Source organism: Burkholderia theae, from assembly GCF_048565265.1.
In the GTDB taxonomy this organism is placed as follows: Bacteria; Pseudomonadota; Gammaproteobacteria; order Burkholderiales; family Burkholderiaceae; genus Burkholderia; species Burkholderia theae.
In genome coordinates, this window is the sequence record NZ_CP183463.1 from 1,342,864 (window position 1) to 1,363,710 (window position 20,847).

Here is a 20,847-nt window from a genome sequence, read left to right on the forward strand (position 1 = left end):
CATGGAAATGACGACTGCGCTCGTACCCGATCCGGCGCGATCGGCGTTCACGTACTGGCTCGGCCGCCATGCGAGCGTGGCGAGCATCGCGGCGTTCTTTCTCGTGTGCACGGCGGTGTTTGCCTTGTCCAGCGCCACGTTTCATCAGACGGGCAACCTGTTCAACATCGCACGCCAATGCGCGCCACTGCTGATCGTCGCCACGGCGATGACCGTCGTCATCACGACCGGCGGGATCGATTTGTCGGTCGGCTCGACGCTGGCTCTTGTCGGCGCGCTGTGCGCGATGGCATTGCAGGCCGGCATGCCGGAGCCGGTCGTCATCGGCGGCGGGCTCGTGCTGGGATGCGCGATCGGCCTGCTCAACGGGTATTTCGTCGCTTACGCGGGCATGCCGCCGTTCATCGTGACGCTCGGCACGCTGTCGATCGTGCGTGGTGCCGCGCTCGCCGTGACGCAGGGTTATTCGCTGCCGATCGAGCATGCACCGCTGTTTACCGGGCTTGGGCGACAATGGGTGCTCGGTATCCCGTTGCCGGTGCTGCTTGCGGTCGCGGTGGTGCTGGCCGGCTGGGCGGCGCTGCGATATACCCGATTTGGCCGGTACGTCACGGGGCTCGGGTGCAACGAGGAATCGGTGCGGCGCGCGGGTGTCGACGTGCGGCGTATCAAGCTGCGTGCTTACCTGCTGAGCGGCATGGCGGCCGCGCTGGCCGGCATGATCATCGCGGCGCGGCTGGGCAGCGGATCGTCCAATCAAGGCACGGGCTTCGAGCTGGACGTGATTACCGCGGTCGTGCTGGGCGGCACCAGTCTGTTCGGCGGTGTCGGCACGATCGTCGGAACCGTGCTTGGCGCGCTGACGATTGCGGTGCTGAATAACGGACTGATCCTTCTGCACGTGTCGCCGTTCTATACGCAAATTCTTCAGGGCTCCATCATGCTGCTCGCGATCTGGCTCAATACACGCGTCTTCATGCCGCGGCGTCGGCACGGGAGCGCCGCATGAGCCGCGTGACCGGCTCCGTGTACGATCCGTCACGGCTCATCGGAGTCGACAGCGGCCATGTGATGACGGTGCTCGGCCCGATTGCCGTCGACGAGATGGGCATCACGCTGATGCATGAACACATCCTGCTCGACGCATCCGGCAAATGGACGCCCGCGTGCGATTGCGCGGAGCGTCATCCGGGTGAAGAGAAGGTCCACATCGGCATCCTCGGCGCGCTGCGGATGAATCCGTTGATGAATCGGGATAACTGCCGACTCGAGGATCCCGACGTCGCGGTGGACGAACTGGCCAGGTTCAAGACACTCGGCGGCCGGACGGTGGTCGATCCCACCAACCTCGGCATCGGTCGTGATCCGGTCGCATTGCAGCAGATATCGCGACGCACCGGGCTCCATATCGTGATGTCGACAGGTTTTTATCTGGAATCCTCTCATCCTCGCTACGTACGGGAGCGAACGATCGGCGAGCTGGCCGCGCAACTGATCTTCGACGTTGGCGGCGCGGCGGAGCGTCCTGCGGTGATCGCCGGGCTGATCGGCGAGATCGGTGTATCGGCGGCCTTTACGCCCGACGAGGAAAAATCGTTGCGGGCAGCCGCCCGCGCCAGCGCCGCGACAGGCGTGCCGTTGTCGGTGCATCTCCCGGGATGGCACCGCCATGGTCATCGCGTGCTCGATATCGTCGAAGAGGAAGGGGCCGATCCATCGCATACGATTCTTTGCCACATGAATCCGAGCCATCTCGATCCCGATTACCAGCATGCACTGGCGGAGCGTGGAAGCTGGCTCGAATACGACATGATCGGTATGGACTACTACTATGCGGACGACGACGCGCAATGTCCGTCGGACGAGGAAAACGCCCGAGCCGTCAAGGCGCTGATCGATGCCGGCTACGGGAACCGCGTGCTGCTTTCGCAGGATGTCTTCCTCAAGATGATGCTGACTTGCTACGGCGGCTACGGATACGGCTACATCCTCGAGCATTTCGTCCCGCGGCTTCGTCGGCATGGCGTCACGGAGGCGCAACTCGATGCGCTTCTGGTCGGGAATCCCGCCGCCGTTTTTTCGCGGATACAGGAAACAGGCTGAACAGGCATGTCTCGCCAGGAAACGGCGCGGCGTTTGTAAACCGGTTTACTTCGCGAGAGCGAGGCAAACCGGACGTGACTCGTGTCACCGATCGACAGGGGGAGCCCATGAAGAAATCCGTACTTCTTGCCGGCGAGAGCTGGTCGAGTTCATCCGTGCACGTCAAAGGATTCGATCAGTTTTCGACCGTGACCTATCACAGTGGGGCAGTCGCTTTTCTGGCCTGCATGAGCGACAGCCAATATCGCGTCACCCACATGCCGAGCCATGAGGCGCAACAGGCGTTCCCGCTGGAGCTCGACGCACTGCGGCGATACGATGCGGTGATTCTGTCCGATATCGGTGCGAATACGCTGTTGTTGCACCCGAATACCTGGGCGAGAAGCGAGCGCATGCCCAATCGGCTGAAGTTGCTGCGGGATTACGTGGCTGGCGGCGGCGCGCTGATGATGATCGGAGGCTATCTGAGTTTTCAGGGCATCAATGCCAGCGCACGCTTTCGCAATAGTCCCGTCGAGGAAGTCCTCCCGGTGACCTGCTTGCCCTACGACGATCGCGTCGAGGTCCCCGAAGGGTTCGTGCCGCAGGTCAACGGACCGCATCCGCTGCTCGCCGGGCTGGGACATGCGTGGCCGCACCTGCTCGGCTACAACGAGGTGCAATCGAAGCCGGGGGCGACGGTGCTCGCGACCGTACCCGAGACAGGGCATCCGCTGCTCGTCGCGGGCGGCTACGGCAAGGGACGAACGGTGGCATGGACGAGTGACATGTCGCATCACTGGATGCCGTCGGAGTTCATGAACTGGGCCGGCTACGCGCAATTGTGGATCAACTGTCTCGACTGGTTGACGGACGCAACGGCCGCGCATTGACGAAGATGCGTCGCGTTTTCACAGTCTTTTAATTTCATGTTGACAATCCTGCGCACCATGACGTAATTTTTATAAACCGGTTTACTAGAAGTAAAAGTTTTTGCTGACGATGTAGTTCCTCGAGTAACGATCACCAGAATGGTGCAAGTCAGGGAGCAAGTCGCGATGTGGCAGATAATCCAGCCGGATGAACCAGCACGGGAAATCGTTCAGCGTCTGAAAGGCGGGGCGGTTTTTTCGCCGAAACAAATTTTCGATATCCATGGCGACCATGTCCTGGCTGTCGACTTTTTCTCCGGCGTCCAGTTGACATATCGCGACATCGATCGCATGTCATCGGTTGTTTGCAGCAAAATCAACATGTTGGGGGCGGTAGCGGGGGACCGGATTGTCCTGGCTTTCGGGAATACGCTGGAATTTGTGATCAGCTACTTCGCCGTTTTGAGGCAGGGCATGATTGCCGTGCCGGTTGATCCGGACTGGAGTCCGGAAAAAGTCGATCAGATTCTGGAGCAAACGGAAACACGAATCATATTGCACCAGGCGGGAATATCGATATCGAAAGCCGGATTGAATTCGGTGATGATCGAATATCGGAATCTGATTTTGAACGAACCGGCCGATGTGCTCGACGTAACACTCGAAGCGAATAATCCGGTTGCGATTCTGTATACGAGCGGAACGACCGGATCGTCCAAAGGCGCGGTCATCAAATGCGGGCATTTCATCGAGAACATCGTGGATTACGGCCTCGACCTGGGAGTGGGAGCCGGGACGCGATTCATCGTTTCGATGCCGATGAGCCATATCGACGGCTGGACGTACAGCACCTTGCAACCGTTTCTCTTCGGCGCAGGGGCGGTCATCACGCCGCCGTTCAATGCACGGGTCGCCGCCACATTTGACAGGGTCGTCGCAGATGGCGGCGGCAATGTTTTCGTCTGCGTGCCGGCGATGCTGTCCGGATTGCTGAGGATGAAGCCGCGGTATCGAAAAAATATCCACGGGCGGCTCGATTTCGTCATCTGCGGGTCATCCCGGCTCGACGAATCCCTGAAGGACGCGTTCGAGTCCGCCTTCGGTGCTCCCATCCTGGAGAACTACGGGTCGACGGAGGCGCTTCTCGTTGCGTACTACACGAAGGATGTGCCGTTTCGGTCCGGCTCGGTCGGGCGGATTCCCGCCAAGTGCACGGTAAGAATCGGCGACGACGGCGAGATCATGATTCGTAGTCCGTATATATTTGACGGATATTACAGAAACCCGGACCGGACGGCGGCTGCGTTCCGGGACGGCTGGTACCTGATCGGCGACATCGGTACGGTCGATGAAGACGGGTACCTGTTTCTCGGCGGGCGAAAGGGGGATGTCATCAATCGCGGCGGCATCAAGATCAATCCCCGCGATATCGACGACGTCATTGCGTCGCATCCGTGCGTCGTCGACTCGGCGACGATCGGCATCGAGAATGAACGCGCATCGCAGGACGTCTATTCGTTCGTGCAATTGTCGGGAGACGCCGGCGACCTCGACGAATATCTGATGGCCAGGCTGTCGCCCGAACTGCGGCCGCTGCGTGTCGTGCGTGTGCCGGCACTGCCGCGCAATCATCTGGGAAAGATCGTCCGCGCCGAATTGCTGGCCCTGAAGATCCGTTTCGAACACAACTGAGAGGAAGTGCCATGCAATCCATGGAACAGATTGTTCACCGGACGCTGGCCGGGATCATGAAGCAACCGGGCATACGCGGCGATCAGGACCTGACGCATGACCTGAGGGTCGATTCGCTGGCCTTCATCCAGATCGTGGCCGAGCTTGAGCAAGTCACGGGAATTCGGTTCGAAGACGAGGACCTCGTTCCGGAATTGTTCCGGACGGTCGACGACTTGACCCGGTATCTCGCCAATCGTCAACCTCAATAGAAGGAGCGGATCATGATTCGCGCGGCATTGTTCGATTTCGACGGCGTCGTCATCCATTCGGAGCCGGTCATCAAGGCAGCCTTCACGCTCAGCTACCAGGATACGATCGACGGGGGCGAACCACCCGTCAACGAGTACCTCAGTCATATGGGTGACTCGTTCGACAACATCATGAAAAAGATGGGACTGCCTTCGACGATGTATGACGCGTTCAGCCATTACAGCAACCGGCTGTCGAATCTCATCGAAGTCGTGCCCGGCATGGACGCACTCCTGCGCGATCTGAAGTCGCGGTCCGTGAAGCTTGCGCTCGTGACCGGGAAAGATCGCAAACGTACGCTGCATATCCTGCAGAAGATCGGACTGGGGAACGTATTCGATGCAATCGTATGCGGTGACGATGTAGCGAATCCGAAGCCCGATCCTGAACCGGTCCTCAAGGCCCTCCGGATGCTGGGCGAGGGGCATGCGGACGCGCTGATGATCGGCGATGCGGCCAACGACCTCCGAGCAGCGCATGGCGCGCAAGTCTCCAGTTGCGCGGTCACGTGGGGAACCGGCACCGTCGACGAGCTGCGAAACGAGCGCCCCGGCTACATGGTCCAGTCGCCGTCCGAGTTGCGCAATGTCCTGCAAGGTTTCGTCAACACGTTCGCATAAGGGGAATTCATGCCAGCCCTGATGCGAACGCAGACGGATTCGAGCGTTTATTTATCCGCGTCGATACGCGCGCAGCTCGAAGCGCAGCGCGGCGCCGGTGACGACGTGATCGATTTCACGATCGGCAACCCCGACTTTCCGCCGCCGCCCGAGATCGTCGATCACCTCGCCCGAAGCATTGCCGACCCGGGCAATCATCGCTATGCCGCGCACGAGTCCGCCGGCGAACGCGACTACCGGGAGGCAGTGGCCGGCATGTATCGCCGGCGTTTCGATGTGACGCTGGATGCGGCGCGCAATACGCTGGCGTTGCTCGGTTGCAAGGAGAGCGCACATTACCTGTGCATGGCGCTCGTCGAACCGGGCGATGTCGTGATGATTTGCGAGCCCGCGTATACGACGTACCGCGGCAATGCCGCGTTGTTCGGCGCGGAGATTCACGCGATTCAATGCCGTCCGGAGCACGGCTATCTGCCCGACTGGTCGGAGGTGCCGGCAAGCGTCCTTCGACGCACGAAGATCCTGTTCCTCAATTATCCGAATAATCCGACCGGTGCCGTCATGCCGCTCGATGCGTTCGAGAAAGCCGTCGCACTGGCGCATGAGTATGGGTTCGTGATCTGCAACGACAGCGCGTACGCGGAGCTCTACTACGATGCGCCGCCCCCCAGCGTACTGTCTGTACCTGGCGCGCTGGAGGTTGCGGTCGAAGTCGGCTCGCTGTCGAAGTCGTTCAATCTGTGCGGTTGGCGGCTCGGCTACATGGTCGGCCACCCGGGCGTCGTCGAACGGGTGCTTCGCCTGAAACAGTTCACGGACGCTGGTCCGTTCCCGGCGCTTCAGCAGGCCGGCGCGGCGGCACTTCGCCTGTCCGACACGTTCCATCGCGATTTGCGAGCCCGATACCGCGTGCGGCGCGACCGGGTCGTCGATGGGCTGCGCGCCTGCGGATACGACGTGTTCCCGCCACCTGCCGGCATGTTCGTGTGGGCGCGCACGCCCGATGCCGAGCGGTCGGACGAGCACGTGGCCCGGCTGTTGCGCGAACACCGGATCGCATGTAACCCCGGAGGGGTGTACGGCCTTTCGGGCACGTCGTTCGTTCGATTCGCGCTGAGCGTGAACGAAGCGCTCATCGAGGAAGCGATGCACCGGTTAGGCAAATCCTTCTGAATTCAAACCCGTTGCGAGGCACGCATGTCACTTCACGGAAACCAGGTTCTCGTCGTCACACCGTTCAAGCCGGACTACCAACTCGATGAGGCCAGCTTGTCCAGCCTTATCGACCATCTCGTCGCTCAGGACGTCGCGGGCATCATCGTACTGGGCACGACCGGTGAATTCTTCAGTCTGACCGACAGCGAAAAGCGTCGTGTCATCGATGTCGCGGCCGAGAGAATCGGCGACCGGAGCGCGTTGATCGTCGGCGTTGCGCATTCGGGTTCGGAGATCGCCGCCGACATGGCGGTGTACGCGAGGGAAAAGGGAGCGGCGGCCGTGCTTGCGCCTCCGCCGTATTACCATCAGCCGACCGCCGAGGGCATGATCGCGCATTTCTCCCGAATCGCGCAGCGCGGCGCGATCGACATGATGGTCTACGATGGCGGTGGCGGGACGGAAATTCCTGTCGAGGTCGTCGAGGCGGTCCTGAATGTCAGCCCGCATATGCGATATGTGAAACTGACCACGCCGAAGGTAACGAAAGTTCGGCAATACCATTCGCATTTCGATGGGCGGATCTCGGTTTTTGCCGGGGAGGATCTGTTGATCATGCCGGAACTCATCGAGGGTGCCGATGGCCTGACCACCGCGGCAGGCAATCTGAGGGCGTCGGTGCTGAACCGGATTTTCGCGCTCGTCCAGGCCGGCGAGATCGATCAGGCGCAGGCGTTGCACGACAGGCACATCGCGCCGCAAGCGCTCGTGACGGGATCCATTCGAAATGAATTCATCCAGTGCTTCAAGGTCGCGCTGAACCGGATGGGAATCATTGCCCACGATACGGTCCGCCCGCCGCTTCACGTGTTGCCGCGCTCGAGGATCGACAATCTGGTCGCGATGCTGAAGGTCCAGGGGCTGCTTTGATCGTGCCGACGAACGATTCGCAACGGGGAGGGCATCGATGAGGGGACTGGCCGGCAAGACGGCGGTGGTGACTGGTGCGGCGGCCGGAATCGGCCATGCGATCGCGACCCGCTTCGCGGAGGAGCAGTGCGCATTGTGGCTGCTTGACCGGAGCGAGGCTGTTTTCGCCGTCGCAAACGAACTTGAACGGCAAAGCGACGTGCGATGCCGGGCGATGCAGGTCGACATTCGCGATGAGCGTTCGGTGAGCGATACGTTCCGGGAAATAGGTGCGGCCACGCCGGCAATCGACGTGCTCGTCAACAACGCCGCACTCTTTGCCCGACAGGGTGTGGACGCGACGGTCGACGACTGGAACGCGCTCTGCAGCGTCAACGTGATCGGCACTTCGCTCGTCACCCGCTTTTGCCTGCCGCTCATGGTGGCGGCGGGCGGCGGAGCGGTGGTGAATCTCTCGTCGATCAGCGGGCTGGTTGGCCAAGCGCAATTCGCGGTCTACAACGCAACCAAGTTCGCGGTGCGAGGGTTGACGAAATGCTGGGCAATCGATTTCGCCAGGCACAATATTCGTGTCAACAGCGTGTGCCCGGGCTATATCGCATCGACGTCGGGTAACCGCTATATCGACGAACACGGGCTGGACGCGGGGATCATCGAGCGCCGGCTCGCGCAGCAGCATATCCTCGGCCGACTCGGGCGACCGGAGGAGGTCGCGGCGGCCGTGTGCTTTCTCGCGTCGCAAGATGCCTCCTTCATTACCGGAGCGGACCTTCTGGTCGATGGAGGTTATGTTGCGAAATGAACCGGTCGATCGCGCGTTGCAGCCGACATCGTCCGGCGTCACGCACTTTCTCGCGGCGCCCGCGGGCCGCTTCGTGACGGCGCTGGCCGCGACTTGTCTGTGGGGCAGCGCGTTTCCGGTCGTGAAGGTTGGATACGGCATGCTGGGCATTCAGCGCGGCGACACATTCCTGCAGATCGAGTTCGCTGGCTATCGATTCGTACTGGCGGCGTTGCTGCTGTTCGCGCTGATGGCCGTCGCGGGTGTCTCGCGGCCGCCGCCGCGCCGGGCAACGATCGTTGCGATCGTGCGCGTGGGAGCCGTGCAGACATTCCTGCAATACGTGTTCTTTTATGCGGGGATTGCGCTGAGCAGCGGTATGGAAGGCTCGATCATCGCCGGCACGCTCACGTTTTTTCAGCTGGGGCTCGCCCATCTGATGCATGCCGACGATCGCATGACTCCGACCAAGGCCGCGGCCGCCGTACTGGGGTTTGCCGGCATCGTGTTTTATCACGTGATGGCCAACGGCTACGCATTCACGATGGGACGAGGCGAGGCGTTGATGTTGCTGGCGATGTTCTTCGCGGCATTGGGAAACATGCTGAGCAAGCAGGCGGCGCCCGCGATCCTGCCCGTGCTGCCGCTCACCGCGATGCAGATGCTGGTCGGTGGTGTTGCGTTGATCGCGGTCGGCGCTGCGAACGTCGGTGTTGCGCCGTTCGACTTCTCGTTCGGGGCGGCGCTCATGCTTGCCTATCTGGCGTTCGTATCGGCCGCGAGTTTCCTGCTTTGGAACAGCCTGATGTCGTATAACAAGGCGGGGGCCGTATCGGTCTATCTCTTTCTCGTACCGATCTTTGGCGTGCTGTTGTCGTCGGCGTTGCTGGGAGAACCGTTGCGATGGTACGTGGTGCCGGCGCTCGTGCTGGTTGCGATCGGCATCACGATGACGCATGCGGGCACGGCGAGGCGCGCAGTCGTGCCGTCCGGTGCAGGGCGGAGCGACCGGCCATGACACGACGCCTGTTTTGCTTCCCGCACGCCGGCGGACAGGCCTCGAGCTTCGCCGGATGGACAGGCCTGGCGCCCGACGGGCTGGAAATCGTCCCGCTCGAATACCGCGGGCGTGGTGTGCGATATGGTGAAAGCGCCTACGCGAATTACGATCAGGCCGTGCGAGAGCTTGCTCATGTCATCTCCGCCGATCAGGCCGGCGGCATGCCCTACGGGTTGTTCGGACACAGCATGGGCGCGCTTCTGGCATTCGACGTCGCGAGCGCGCTTGCCCGGCGAGGAGAGGCTGCGCCGCGATGCGTGTTCGTGTCCGGCAGGAATCCGCCACACCGTGCATCCGATGCAGAGCAAGGCGAACTCGATGACGGGCGGTTGATGCATCTGCTGACGGAAGTCGGGGGTGTGCCCGATGCGCTCGTGTCGAATGGGCGCTTCCTGAAACATTATCTGGGTCGCTTTCGTGACGATCTCGTCATGCTTCGATCCCGTTCGACGATCGAATCCGGTGTGCGTCTCGATTGCAGAATCGTCGTCATGCATGGCGAGGACGACACCGCGGTGGCGGCCGCGTGGCTGCCTGAATGGGCGCGCTACAGTCGTGCCGGCCATGACGTTCTCGCGTTTCCCGGCGGGCATTTCTTTCTGCACGAGCATCCTCACCGCGTATTGCCAGCCGTGGCTGAAGCGCTGACGTGATCGTCCCGATTCCTGTCGATCGGTGACATTGGTCTTCGCGACGCCCGTCCGGCGACAACTTTTCTTGGCGGGCGGTCCATCCGGTAAACGTATCCACCCCCCCGGCGCGACCACGGGCGCCCTGAGCAGTGAATCCCTATTGCGGAACCAGTAACGGTTTGAGCCGTCGCTCTCCCACCTGAATTGAAAAAGCCGATCCCGTGAGATCGGCTTTCGGTGACTGTTTTCCCGGGCTGCTGGTACGTGTTGCTACCGAGCGTCGGGCGGATCAGCGGACCCAGTGGCAGGTGCGATGCAGATGATGCAAGTGGCAGACCTTGTGGGGGCTCGCCTGCGCCGCCTCGGGTGCCAGTGCCGCAAAGGCGGCAGCCGTAACCAGACCGACGAGCAGCAGTGCTTTCGCTCTTTTCATCGTGCTTCTCCAGAGATGTAGCAGTTGTTAGTGGTGACGATTCCGTCGCGGTAGACATCACGCTGAAGTCTGGCTCCTGCCTGACTCGCGCGACTTGGAATCCATGCTACTTGGCCCCGCGCGGCGAAAATTGAACGATTGTCACCCTTGGGGATTCTCGATGAACAGTGCGCGGCAAGCGTCATTTCCGCTCGGAGAGGGTGATGCAGCCCGGGATGTCGGCGGCCCGCGAATATCACGTCGGGAGGTCGAAAACGGCCCAGTGGGAATTAAGAACCACGAACACAAATCGTCGGCAAACCGAGTACAGGTGATTGCGGTGAGCGAAATAAGCGCGGAGCGAAATGCTATGATTGCCAGCCCCCTGATTGCCTGGCCGAGTTCGGTCTGGACATGATGGAACATTGAAGAGGACTACACAAGATTGAATCGACGTCGCTTTTTACTTGCCTCTTTCGCCACGGCCGCGGTTTCAAGTGGCGCATTTGCTGCTGCACCTGACGGCGAAACCTGGGGCAAATACTTTACCGAAGCCAACGCACAAGGCACGCTTGTCGTCGCCGACCTGAGAGGTGGAAAAGAAGTTGTCTTCGTGCACGACAGGGAGCGCGCTGCGCAACGCCTGTCGCCCGCGTCGACCTTCAAGATTCCCCACAGCCTGATTGCGCTCGACGCCGGTGTGTTGCGCGACGAGTTTCAGATCATTCCCTGGGACGGTGTAAAGCGTCCTATCGACGCGTGGAATCACGACCAGGACTTGCGTTCTGCCGTACGCAACTCGGCTGTCTGGGTGTTCGAGCGCTTTGCAAAGGAAATCGGTCGAGAAAATGAAGCCGCATACATGCGGAAGATTCCCTACGGGAATGCGCTTTCAAGTGGCGCGGAACCGTTCTGGGTCGACGGGGATCTTGCAATATCCGCTCAGGAACAGATCGCTTTCTTGCGCCGTCTCTACAACAACACCTTGCCGTTTCGCGTCGAACACCAGTTGATAGTCAAGGATGTCCTGATCAATGAGGCGGGTCGAGACTGGATTCTTCGTGCGAAATCCGGGTGGAGCGGCAAGATCGGCTGGTGGGTGGGGTGGGTTGAATGGCCTGACGGCCCGGTATTCTTCGCGCTCAACATCGATACGCCGAACCGGATGGAAGACTTGCCGAAGCGCGAGAAAATCGTCCGCCAGGTATTACGGTCTCTTGACGCATTACCGGGCTGAGGCTTGCCGACACGATTCAGCAAGGAACCGTAGCCGCCTATCCCTGCGTCCGGCGAAGCGCGCGGCTCATTTCCGCGATCGGCATCGCGGCAATCGAGTTCAGCAGGCGGATTTCCCCGGCGTCGGGGCGCGCTATATCCCGGACTTCATCGAGCGTCTGCGCGACGCTGCGATCGAGCGGTTCGAGAAAACGCCGAAGCTCGTTTTCGGCCGCCTTCTCCTTGAGCCCGAGCGCGTTGCCGAATGCGATCAGCGCATCCGTATCGATGTCGGAGAAGCGCGTCGCCGCACCGAGCGGCATCGTCAGTTCGCAGTGCGGCCAATGATCGCCGCGGTGGTCGGGCCGGTGCGTGGGCGCGTGATAAACGACCGTGCTGACGATGTCGTAGAACGGCGCAAGCCGGTAGCCGCGCGCGTCGACGAAGAACGACAGGTTTTTCAGGTGCGCGTCGGCATTGCCCACCACCACGTTGAAAATCGACCAGCGGAACACCGACAGGCGCGCCAGCGCACGCGTGCTGGTCTGCGCGATCGCGCGGCCGAGTTCCGCCGCGTTCGCGCGCTGGTACTTGAAGCCGCGATCGTAGTTGAGCAACTGCATCGCATCGATCGTGTGCAGGCGTCCGGCCGGCTCCGCCGCGGTATCGCGGTCGAAACGGTCGATCACGTAGCACGCGGACGGCGCGCGCAGAAAATGCACGTCCGGAACGTCGAGGCCCATCCGCTTCGCGAGCTTCATGCAGAAGAACTCGTTGATGGCCGAATGCGGGTAGCCGGCGGCGCGCATGTCCGGCTTCAGCAGATGCATCGACGGTTCGCTGCCGACCGGTTCGAACAGCGCGTAGTCCGGCGCGTCGCCGCGCAGGATCAGCAGCAGTTTCTGCTGCGCGCCGGCCGCCGACATGCGCTTGGGCGCGGTGGCCGTCAGCGCGCGCTCGGGCATCGCCTGGATGCGGCGTTCGAGCTCGTCGAGCGCAAGCGGCTGCATGCTGCCGGCCGCTTCCTGCTCGCCTTCGGCCAGCAAGGTGAGCGCGCCGGCCGATTCGCGCCCGAAGTATGCGAGCAGGCCCCACGCGTCGGCGGCATCGACCTTCGCCTCGCGCGCGAGCGACGTCCGAATGCCTTCCTCGGGCAGCAGGTTGTCGAAGAACCACTGGACCGGGCGATCGGTCGAGCTGTCGGTGAAGGTGCCGGCGCGCAGCGCGAAAGCCGGCGACAGCGGATACGCGCGCGGCGAGGCCAGCCACTGCGCGTCGTACGTGAACGACCAGACGCCTTTGTCGTCGGTCAGCGTGCCCATGCGCAGCCCGTTCGCGGATGCGATCAGCGTTCTAGTCGCCATGGCGGCTCCTGCGGCGTTGAGCGGCCTTGAGCGCGTTTTCCGCCGAAATCTCGATGGACGACTGCGCGAGCAGGTGCACGCCCAGTTCGCCGAGCAACTGCAGCACCTTGCCGATCTGCGCGGTCGGCTTTCCGGCTTCCACCTGGCTGATGAACTTCGGCGAGAGCCCCGTGGCGTTCGCGAGCTCGTCCCGCGTGAACCCCTGCTGGAGCCGCGCCGCGCGGATGAGGTTGGCGAGCGCGCCGATCGTGTTGACGGACAGGGTCTCCGGCATGACGTTCTCCGTGCTTCGTATCTGATCGGGAACAGTATTGCACAACTCGCGGGTGCAGGCGTCGATTCGTATCCGGACGGAAACGAAAACGACGAATGGGTGATGGATCGGCTGTTTCGTACCCGATCGGGAACCGGATGTGATGGAATCGGGGTCGACGGCGTTTTCGTATCCGGGCGGATACGCGTTTTGCGTGTCCCGAAGGGGACGGAGGCGGCGCGTGTCGACATGGTTAGAATGACCGCGGCGCATGCGCCATGCCGTGGCGCGACCCTTGCCTGACTGGAACCCATGACCGTACAAGAACTGGAAAAACGGATGCGAAGCCTGTTCGAGGACGACAGCCTCGAAGTCTTCGGCGACACCGGCTACAGCATTTCCTTCGTCGTGCCCGGCAAGGTCGGCGACGTCAAGGCCACGCTGCTGGCCCGCACGGATCCGGCCGGATGGGACGGCGAGGCGGTGCACGGGTTCTACCGGTGCGACGACGAGGACTGGGCGCTGTATCTGCGCTCGATCCCGCATGCGGTGTTCTGTATCGCGACCGTGCAATCGCTGCATGCGCTCCACCTGCAGCAGCATCTGGACGCATCGGCGGTTACGCCGGAGCAGCAGGCGATCTACGATGCCGAGGAGGCGCAACGCCAGCAGGAGGCCGAGGCGCGGCAACGGCGCGACACGCGGACCGAGCCGCTGGCGCCGCTCGGCGGACCGTTCCACAGCGATGGCGAACGCGTATGGGCCCGCGTCGGCAGTGGCCATCGGTATCGTGCGCTCAACAATTTCGATCTCGGCAGTTTTCGGCATCTGGTCGACAACTTTGCCGTCGATGCATCGGGGCTGCGCTACTACGCGAGCGGCGCCGCGTTCAGCTACGACGACGAAGGCGACGGGCTCGTCGCCGATGGCGATGCCGCGACGCTTGAATCGCTGGGCGGCGACTGGTATCGCGATTCGCGGCAGGCCTACTATTTCGGCACCGATATCTACGGTCTCGGCGAACGCTACCTGACCGTGGTCAAGGCCGATGTCGCCAGCCTGACGACTATCGGCGGTGCGTATGCGCGGGATGCGAAGCATCTATTCTGCGCCGGCGTGCGCAAGCGCGGCATCGACGATCCGGCCGGCGTGGTCGGCCTCGGCTACCGGTATGCGCGGCTCGGCGCGCAGATTCTTTACGACGGCAAGATCGTGACCAAGCCGGGGCACATCGACGTCGAGACCGCGCGCGGCGTCTTTCACGACGTGCTGATCGACGATGACGGCCACGTGCTGTGGGGGCAGAACTACCGCAAGCCGCTGCCCGGGATCGATGCCAAAAGCCTGCGGTTCCTGACGCGGTTCTTTGCGGTCGACGACCATCGCGTCTACTACCGGACCAACACGAATCTGGCCGTGTGCGAAGGCGTCGACCGCGCGAGCGTGGAGGTCGTATCGTCGATGGGTATCCGCGATCGGGACGGCCTGATCGACATCCGGTATCCGGAGGGCATCGTGCGCGTACCGGATCCGTCGACGGAAGCGTGATGGCCTCGCCCGGCGCGGTTCCGTGCCCAGCGCAACCGCCGTTGCCACGCGTATGCCCGAGCAGCGATCTTTATGACCGCAGCAGATAAACGTATCCGAATCGCTTCGTTGACGCAGTCCGGCACGCACTCGTAGATTCGCGTTTTGACCGAATCAGGGGCCGTGCCGTGACGACTTCCGCCATCCGCGACGCTGCAACGCTATCCGCCGGGCATCCGCCCGCCGCGCGGCCGGGCAGTGCGGCGCAGCGCTTCGACATCGTTCCGTTCGACGCGCCGCTCGGCGCGGAAGTGATCGGCCTCGACCTGTCGCAGCCGCTCGACGCCGATGGTTTCGCGCGCATCCATCGCGCGCATCTCGACCATCACGTGCTGGTGTTTCGCGACCAGCGCATCACGCCGGACGAACACATCGCGTTCAGCCGCCGCTTCGGCCCGCTACAGATCCACGTGCTGCACCAGTTCGCGCTCGGCGGGCATCCGGAGGTGCTGATCGTGTCGAACATCGTCGAGAACGGCAAGCCGATCGGGCTCGGCGACGCGGGCCATTTCTGGCACTCCGACCTGTCGTACAAGGAGAAACCGAGCCTCGGTTCGCTGCTGCACGCGCAGGAGCTGCCGGCGGAAGGCGGCGATACGCTGTTCGCGAACATGCATCTTGCATGGGACACGCTGCCGGCCCACTTGCGTCGTGCGATCGAAGGGCGGCGCGCCGAGCACACGTACCTCGCGCGTTATGCGGAACTGCAGGCACGCAGCCCGTGGCGGCCGAATCTGTCGCCCGAGCAGATCGCGCAGGTCGACGCGGTCGTTCATCCGATCGTGCGCACGCACCCGGAAACGGGCCGCCACGCGCTGTTCGTCAGCGAGCATTTCACGACGCGCATCGTCGGGCTGCCCGAAGACGAAAGCCGCGCGCTACTCGACGAATTGTTCGCGCACAGCGTGCGTGCCGAGCATCTGTATCGGCACCAGTGGCGCGCGCACGATCTGGTGTTCTGGGACAACCGTTCGCTGATGCATCTCGCCGCCGGCACGCCCGACCACCTGCGCCGCAAGCTGTACCGCACGACGATCGAGGGCGACGCGCCTTTCTGAGCCGCGTGCCGCGTCATTCTTCCGCCTCGGGTCACAGACGGGAGTGGACGGATTTTGGGCCAAACCGGTGAACAGGCGCGGGGCCTCGAACCGTGCCGCGAGTTGTTTTCGATAAAGCGAGGCCGGCGGCTTCTTGGTGGAGGTACGGGCCACGGATTCAGCTCCTGTCAGGTAGCGGCACGTCGACATAGTGCAGCGGCGGCTCGCTGCGTACCAGCGCGAAAAACTGTCCGGCGGCGGATATTCGATGACGTACTACGGATAGCGAAATAAAGAGATTTTGTCTTCTTCACGTCGTCATCTTGCTGTCAACTCCCCGCAAACTTTACAGAGCGCAAGACGCGACCAGGATCGACTCCGGACGGCTCGTCCATGCTCATCCGCCATTGGATAGCACTAGTTGTATAGATTTGTCGCTTTTTTTGACTGGTCATTTCTGAGTAACGTCGCCTGTGTATATTTGTCATTTGATTTGACTGGTCATTTTTGATGCCATTTAATCCATTGCCGAAATTGCCAATAATTACGGTGTCGGAAATTAAATGCTTTATATTTCGTATTTTGAATTGATGAGCTAAAAATTAATGATAATTATGAAAAGTAACGGAATGACGAAGAAAGGCGGGGATATGCTGATCCGCTATTGGCGCTGCTTCGTGCGCCGGGAAGCGGCGTCCGAGATAGAGTGATTTGCCATTCGTTATTCCGTCATCCTGCGCGATCACCTCCAGCAACGTTGCAATTCCGTAATTCGTATACGTTTGTGGATACCAGTCGAAGTACCGTAACTATAATTAATCGTGAGCCAGGCGAAGGGGCGATGCTTCGCCAACACGATACGTGGATCTCTATGAAGTTCTTTGCAGGCGCAAGATTGTCAGTATTCCTTATTGCAGTTGTTGGTACGCTCACGGGTTGCGGTGGTGGGGATGGCGGGGGAGGCCAGCCGCCGAATGTTTCAACCGTGCCGCCAGCAGTTGTCGGCGGCACGGGCAACAAGCCAACTCCGCCGGCGACGACAACCGATAACACGGACTGCAGTACTTCCAGTACAAAGGTGGCGACGGCACCGAGTTCGTCCACTGGGGGCCAAGGTGCGGCAGGCGTGATCGTAAGGCTGTCGCCATTCGAAACCGTCGCCCTTGCTGGGCGAGCGATGGCCGCCGTTACTCCGGAGCGACGGATCGCGGCGGTGATTGATCGAGTCGCCGCGGCGACGGGCAAGCAGGGCGCTGGCGGACGGATCTTTGCGGCTGTGGATGGGGCCGACCGCCCACATATCGAGCGAATGCTTTCGGCCTCGACTGCGCTGGTTGCGTTCGACCGGATCATCCCTGCCGCTAAGCTGGAAGCGCTTGTCAAAGCCTACGCTGCGGACCCGGATGTGGCCGGCGCGGAAGCGGACGATATGATGAACGTCCGTGCCGTACCAACGGATCCGGACTATGCCCAGCAATGGAATCTCTCGAGTCCCACCGTCGGCATCAACCTCCCGGCAGCCTGGGACATCACGACGGGAGCGCCCACAGTAGTGACCGCGGTCCTGGACACCGGATATGTGCCGCACGCGGATCTCGTCACGAATCTACTACCGGGTTATGACTTCCTCACGAGCATTGCGATAGGTAACAACGGGCACGCGCGCGGGCCCGATGCGATCGATCCGGGCAATTGGGTCACGCGTGAAGAAGCGGCCGACCGGTCGAGCCGGTTCTACAACTGCGATCCTCGGGCAAGTACCTGGCACGGGACGAAAGTCGCGGGATTGATTGGCGCCACGGCCAACAACGGTATGGGTATCGCAGGGGTCAATTGGTACGGCAAAATCTTGCCTGTCCGGGTGCTGGGGAAGTGTGGCGGCCCGACGAGCGATGTCATCGACGGACTTCGCTGGGCTGCTGGAATCGACGTGCCGGGCGCGCCTGCGAACCCTACGCCGGCCAAGGTGATCAATCTCAGTCTCGGCGGGAAAGGGCGGTGTGGTGACGAGATGCAACGCGCGATAGACGACGTGGTCGCACGAGGCACAACTGTTGTCGTGGCGGCCGGCAACGAGGGGAATCAATTCGGCCTGGACCGTCCTGCGAATTGCCGGGGTGTGATCGCGGTGGGTTCGACGGACAACACCGGTCGCCGTGCGTGGGACAGCAATTTCGGTGCAGACGTACTGCTGAGCGCGCCCGGCGCCAACGTCCTGTCGACCTCGAATACGGGTTCAACCAGTCCGCAGAAAGATACCTTTAGCGCGGACAGCGGCACAAGCATGGCGGCGCCACAGGTAACGGGTGTGGTCTCGCTAATGCTTACTGTCAATCCGACGCTCACGCCGCGCCGGATCGCCGAGATCCTCAAGCAGACAGCCCGACCTGCTGTCGGCGGGGCGGTGCAGTCGTGCCGCGCGCGCCCCGCCGGGGCCGGCATTCTGGACGCTGCCGCCGCGGTGGCAGCCGCCGCTCGACGTTGACCGGGGGGCTGGCGCGCATGGCGTGTCGATGGTCGTCGTCAGGGTTGCGGGGAGACATGATATCGGCGGAGATTGATATCTCGACCCGATCTCGCTGCACCGTTGACCAATCATGACGACGACCAACACGCCACGCGTCACGCAACAGGCTACCCGCTGGTTTAAGCGAGAGGCTATGTCCGTGTTTCAAGGGGCTGCTCCAAGTTCGGACGCGTATCGCGCACAGGGGCTGCACGCGGGGAAACGGACATTCTCGGCAACCGGGCGCGACGCGGCAAACAACGGTTCCCGCTTTGCTTATCGTGCCTGTTGCGCCGCGCCCGCTGCGCGCGCCGTCAGAACTTCACGCGTAGCCCGCTGACGACCGCGACCTGGCGGTTCGTCGACGATGCGCTGCCGATGTTCGAGATCGCCGCGACCGCGCGGTAGCCGCCGGCCGTTGCCGTGCTCGGGTCGCCGGCCGCGAGCTGGTAGATGCCGGACAGGTAGAGATCGGTGCGCTTCGACAACGCGTAGTCGAAACCGAGCGTGAACTGGTGCCAGCGCGGCTTCAGCGTCTGGCCGCCGGTGCCCGGCAGGCCGCTCGCGCGCCCGTCGGTGAACGTGTAGACGCCGATCAACGTGGCTGCCGGCGTGATCTGGTAGCGCGCGTTCACGTCGTAGTTGTTGAACTTGCGCGACGAGCCGTCGACGTAGTCGAGTTGCGTGTGGCTCCACGCGAAGCCGAGCGTCGCGCGGCCGAGCGCGTAGTTCGCGCCCAGGGCGCCGATCTGCTGCTTGAGCACGCCGCCGTTCAGCCCGTAGAAAAACGCGCCGCTGTAGTCGTTGCCGGTGGTCGAGGTCGCACCGCCCACCGCGCCGCTCGTATTCGACGTCGCATTCGGATGATTGAACCGCACGTAACCGCCGCCAAACGACAGCGGGCCGTTCACGTAGTTCGCCGACACGCCCCATGCGTTGTTGTTCGAGAACCCCGTGCCCGCGCCGCCGTTCGCCTGGTTGCTGAACGCATAGAGCAGGTCGGCCGTGAAGCCGGCGATCGTGTCGCTGCGGAACTTCACCGCGTTGTTCAGCCGGAAGCTCTGGTTCATGTTGTCGTTGTCGCCCACATGGGTGGCCGGCGACCAGAAGCCCGACCCCGAGTACTGCGCGACCAGATCGGTGATCGGCTCGTACTGGCGGCCGAGCGTCAGCGTGCCGATGCCGCTCTTGCTCAGGCCCACGTACGCGGAGCGGCCGAACAGGCGGCCGCCCTGGCCGAGCCCGCCGTCGCTCGGCCGGAACCCGCTTTCGAGCGTGAAGACCGCCTGCAACCCGCCGCCGAGATCTTCCGCGCCTTTCAGGCCCCAGCGGCTGCCGCTCAGCTTGCCGCTCGTCTGCTGGATGTTGCTGGCGCCGCCCTGGTTGTTCGTATAGGCGATACCGGCATCGACGACGCCGTACAACGTGACCGAACTCTGCGCCTGCGCGCTGACCGAACCGATCGAAACCAAACCCAGGACTACCGATTTCTTGATCATGACCATCCTCTGTTTTTATGGGTACGTCTGCGAGGATCACGATGCTATTGACGACGGGCACTCCGATGAACGGCCGATCCGTGGTTTGCAAATCGATGCGCGGCCGATTTGCAATGTGCAATGCCGCAAGCCCGGCATGTGCGTCGCCATCGCATCCGGCACGCATGCTGCGGCGAACGCATCGCACCGACGGCGAACGTCGACCGCCGGAAATGCGCGATCGCCGTCATATCGATCGGTGAAATCGTTCGATGTGCGCAATACATGCCGTTCGGTGCGCGATGCATTTACGCAACGACCCTCTGTGCGGCGCACGGCCGATGCGCTACGCGCACCCGCATATCGATTCCGCAAAACGTTGGTAGGGGCGGGCGATGCGTGACGGTAGAGTCGGGCATCCGGTCGCGGGCCGGCATGCACCGGGAACAGGAGGGCGCGCAAGCGCGCGTTCGTCCCGGCTGAACAACGAACACGGGAGCCGTTTGACATGAGTCGCGATGTGCTGTTTCTGCTGGAACCGGGCTTTGCCGATCCGAAGCATCCGGGGCAACGTTTCGTCTGTCCGCACGGACTGTCGATCGAAGGGCTGCTGGCGAGCGCGCCCGACCGCGCCGGCCGCCTCGACGTGAAGCGCGTCGGGTTCGAGCGGCCGCGGCATACGGTGATCGAAGCACTCGACGAGGCGCACCAGGGCCTGCCGGTGCTCGTGCTCGGCCGCGATCAGCCGGTGCCGAACGATGCGCAGACGCTCGGCGACGTGCGCTTCGTCACCGATGCGCGCCGCATCCTCGAACTGCTGGCCGAGCGCCATGGATTTCCGGTGCTGCATTGACGCGACGGTTCAACTTCTCATCTGATC

At 62.4% G+C, this 20,847-nt stretch carries 21 protein-coding genes; 17 read left to right on the top strand and 4 right to left on the bottom strand.

Annotation, left to right across the window (positions count from 1 at the left end; translation table 11 throughout):
* Position 1 precedes the first annotated feature (1 nt).
* The 11 genes from ACN22W_RS38610 to ACN22W_RS38660 all read left to right on the top strand — a co-directional run bounded on the left by ACN22W_RS38610 (position 2) and on the right by ACN22W_RS38660 (position 10,136).
* On the top strand, positions 2-1,009 hold the full coding sequence (locus ACN22W_RS38610) for an ABC transporter permease (protein WP_419690287.1): 1,008 nt from the start codon (positions 2-4) through the stop codon (positions 1,007-1,009).
* On the top strand, positions 1,006-2,103 hold the full coding sequence (locus tag ACN22W_RS38615; RefSeq protein ID WP_343492056.1) for a phosphotriesterase-related protein: 1,098 nt from the start codon (positions 1,006-1,008) through the stop codon (positions 2,101-2,103). Before ACN22W_RS38610 ends, ACN22W_RS38615 begins: the two co-directional genes overlap by 4 nt.
* Positions 2,104-2,210: 107 nt before the next feature.
* Positions 2,211-2,975, top strand: coding sequence for a glutamine amidotransferase (locus tag ACN22W_RS38620; protein ID WP_419690288.1), 765 nt, complete (start codon positions 2,211-2,213; stop codon positions 2,973-2,975).
* Positions 2,976-3,113: 138 nt separating this feature from the next.
* Positions 3,114-4,646 carry a class I adenylate-forming enzyme family protein gene (locus tag ACN22W_RS38625; RefSeq protein WP_419690289.1) on the top strand — a complete coding sequence of 511 codons (1,533 nt, stop codon included), beginning with the start codon at positions 3,114-3,116 and terminating at the stop codon, positions 4,644-4,646.
* Between the two features lie 11 nt (positions 4,647-4,657).
* Complete coding sequence (locus ACN22W_RS38630; protein WP_193102835.1) at positions 4,658-4,897, top strand: acyl carrier protein; 240 nt, start codon at positions 4,658-4,660, stop codon at positions 4,895-4,897.
* 12 nt (positions 4,898-4,909) lie between these two features.
* Positions 4,910-5,557 carry an HAD family hydrolase gene (locus ACN22W_RS38635; RefSeq protein ID WP_193102834.1) on the top strand — a complete coding sequence of 216 codons (648 nt, stop codon included), beginning with the start codon at positions 4,910-4,912 and terminating at the stop codon, positions 5,555-5,557.
* Between the two features lie 105 nt (positions 5,558-5,662).
* Positions 5,663-6,730, top strand: a complete 1,068-nt coding sequence (locus tag ACN22W_RS38640; RefSeq protein ID WP_193102833.1) for an aminotransferase class I/II-fold pyridoxal phosphate-dependent enzyme — start codon at positions 5,663-5,665, stop codon at positions 6,728-6,730.
* Positions 6,731-6,754: 24 nt separating this feature from the next.
* Positions 6,755-7,642, top strand: a complete 888-nt coding sequence (locus ACN22W_RS38645; protein WP_193102832.1) for a dihydrodipicolinate synthase family protein — start codon at positions 6,755-6,757, stop codon at positions 7,640-7,642.
* Positions 7,643-7,679: 37 nt separating this feature from the next.
* Positions 7,680-8,444: an SDR family NAD(P)-dependent oxidoreductase gene (locus ACN22W_RS38650; RefSeq protein ID WP_193102831.1), complete on the top strand. Its 765-nt coding sequence runs from the start codon at positions 7,680-7,682 to the stop codon at positions 8,442-8,444.
* Positions 8,431-9,441 carry a DMT family transporter gene (locus ACN22W_RS38655; protein WP_419690290.1) on the top strand — a complete coding sequence of 337 codons (1,011 nt, stop codon included), beginning with the start codon at positions 8,431-8,433 and terminating at the stop codon, positions 9,439-9,441. Before ACN22W_RS38650 ends, ACN22W_RS38655 begins: the two co-directional genes overlap by 14 nt.
* A complete protein-coding gene (locus ACN22W_RS38660) occupies positions 9,438-10,136 on the top strand; it encodes a thioesterase II family protein (RefSeq protein WP_419690291.1) in 699 nt (232 codons plus the stop codon). The genes ACN22W_RS38655 and ACN22W_RS38660 overlap by 4 nt, the downstream gene beginning before the upstream one ends.
* A gap of 268 nt (positions 10,137-10,404) precedes the next feature.
* Here the strand turns inward: ACN22W_RS38660 and ACN22W_RS38665 are convergent, their stop codons facing one another.
* A complete protein-coding gene (locus ACN22W_RS38665; protein WP_164992156.1) occupies positions 10,405-10,548 on the bottom strand; it encodes an HHHH-motif protein in 144 nt (47 codons plus the stop codon).
* A gap of 424 nt (positions 10,549-10,972) precedes the next feature.
* On the opposite strand from ACN22W_RS38665, the gene blaOXA reads away from it, so the two are divergent.
* Positions 10,973-11,764, top strand: coding sequence for a class D beta-lactamase (gene blaOXA / locus ACN22W_RS38670; RefSeq protein ID WP_419690292.1), 792 nt, complete (start codon positions 10,973-10,975; stop codon positions 11,762-11,764).
* Between the two features lie 37 nt (positions 11,765-11,801).
* Here blaOXA and ACN22W_RS38675 read toward each other — a convergent pair whose 3' ends face one another.
* Together ACN22W_RS38675 and ACN22W_RS38680 are read right to left on the bottom strand one after the other, a co-directional pair.
* On the bottom strand, positions 11,802-13,106 hold the full coding sequence (locus ACN22W_RS38675; protein WP_419690293.1) for a HipA domain-containing protein: 1,305 nt from the start codon (positions 13,104-13,106) through the stop codon (positions 11,802-11,804).
* Positions 13,096-13,380, bottom strand: coding sequence for a helix-turn-helix domain-containing protein (locus ACN22W_RS38680; RefSeq protein ID WP_193102825.1), 285 nt, complete (start codon positions 13,378-13,380; stop codon positions 13,096-13,098). Before ACN22W_RS38680 ends, ACN22W_RS38675 begins: the two co-directional genes overlap by 11 nt.
* A 318-nt stretch (positions 13,381-13,698) precedes the next feature.
* Between ACN22W_RS38680 and ACN22W_RS38685 the strand changes: the two genes are divergently transcribed.
* From ACN22W_RS38685 to ACN22W_RS38695, 3 genes are all read left to right on the top strand, one after another.
* The gene (locus tag ACN22W_RS38685; protein WP_419690294.1) at positions 13,699-14,907 is read left to right on the top strand and encodes a hypothetical protein; all 1,209 of its coding nucleotides are present in this window, start codon (positions 13,699-13,701) and stop codon (positions 14,905-14,907) included.
* A gap of 167 nt (positions 14,908-15,074) precedes the next feature.
* Positions 15,075-16,004, top strand: a complete 930-nt coding sequence (locus ACN22W_RS38690; RefSeq protein ID WP_419690295.1) for a TauD/TfdA dioxygenase family protein — start codon at positions 15,075-15,077, stop codon at positions 16,002-16,004.
* An 889-nt stretch (positions 16,005-16,893) separates the two neighbouring features.
* On the top strand, positions 16,894-18,468 hold the full coding sequence (locus tag ACN22W_RS38695) for a S8 family peptidase (protein WP_419690752.1): 1,575 nt from the start codon (positions 16,894-16,896) through the stop codon (positions 18,466-18,468).
* 335 nt (positions 18,469-18,803) lie between these two features.
* Here ACN22W_RS38695 and ACN22W_RS38700 read toward each other — a convergent pair whose 3' ends face one another.
* On the bottom strand, positions 18,804-19,988 hold the full coding sequence (locus ACN22W_RS38700; protein WP_419690296.1) for a porin: 1,185 nt from the start codon (positions 19,986-19,988) through the stop codon (positions 18,804-18,806).
* Here ACN22W_RS38700 and ACN22W_RS38705 point away from each other — a divergent pair.
* Both ACN22W_RS38705 and ACN22W_RS38710 read left to right on the top strand, forming a co-directional pair.
* Complete coding sequence (locus ACN22W_RS38705) at positions 19,987-20,370, top strand: hypothetical protein (RefSeq protein ID WP_419690297.1); 384 nt, start codon at positions 19,987-19,989, stop codon at positions 20,368-20,370. The genes ACN22W_RS38700 and ACN22W_RS38705 overlap by 2 nt on opposite strands.
* A 105-nt stretch (positions 20,371-20,475) precedes the next feature.
* Positions 20,476-20,820, top strand: coding sequence for a DUF3088 domain-containing protein (locus ACN22W_RS38710; RefSeq protein ID WP_419690298.1), 345 nt, complete (start codon positions 20,476-20,478; stop codon positions 20,818-20,820).
* Positions 20,821-20,847: the final 27 nt, after the last annotated feature.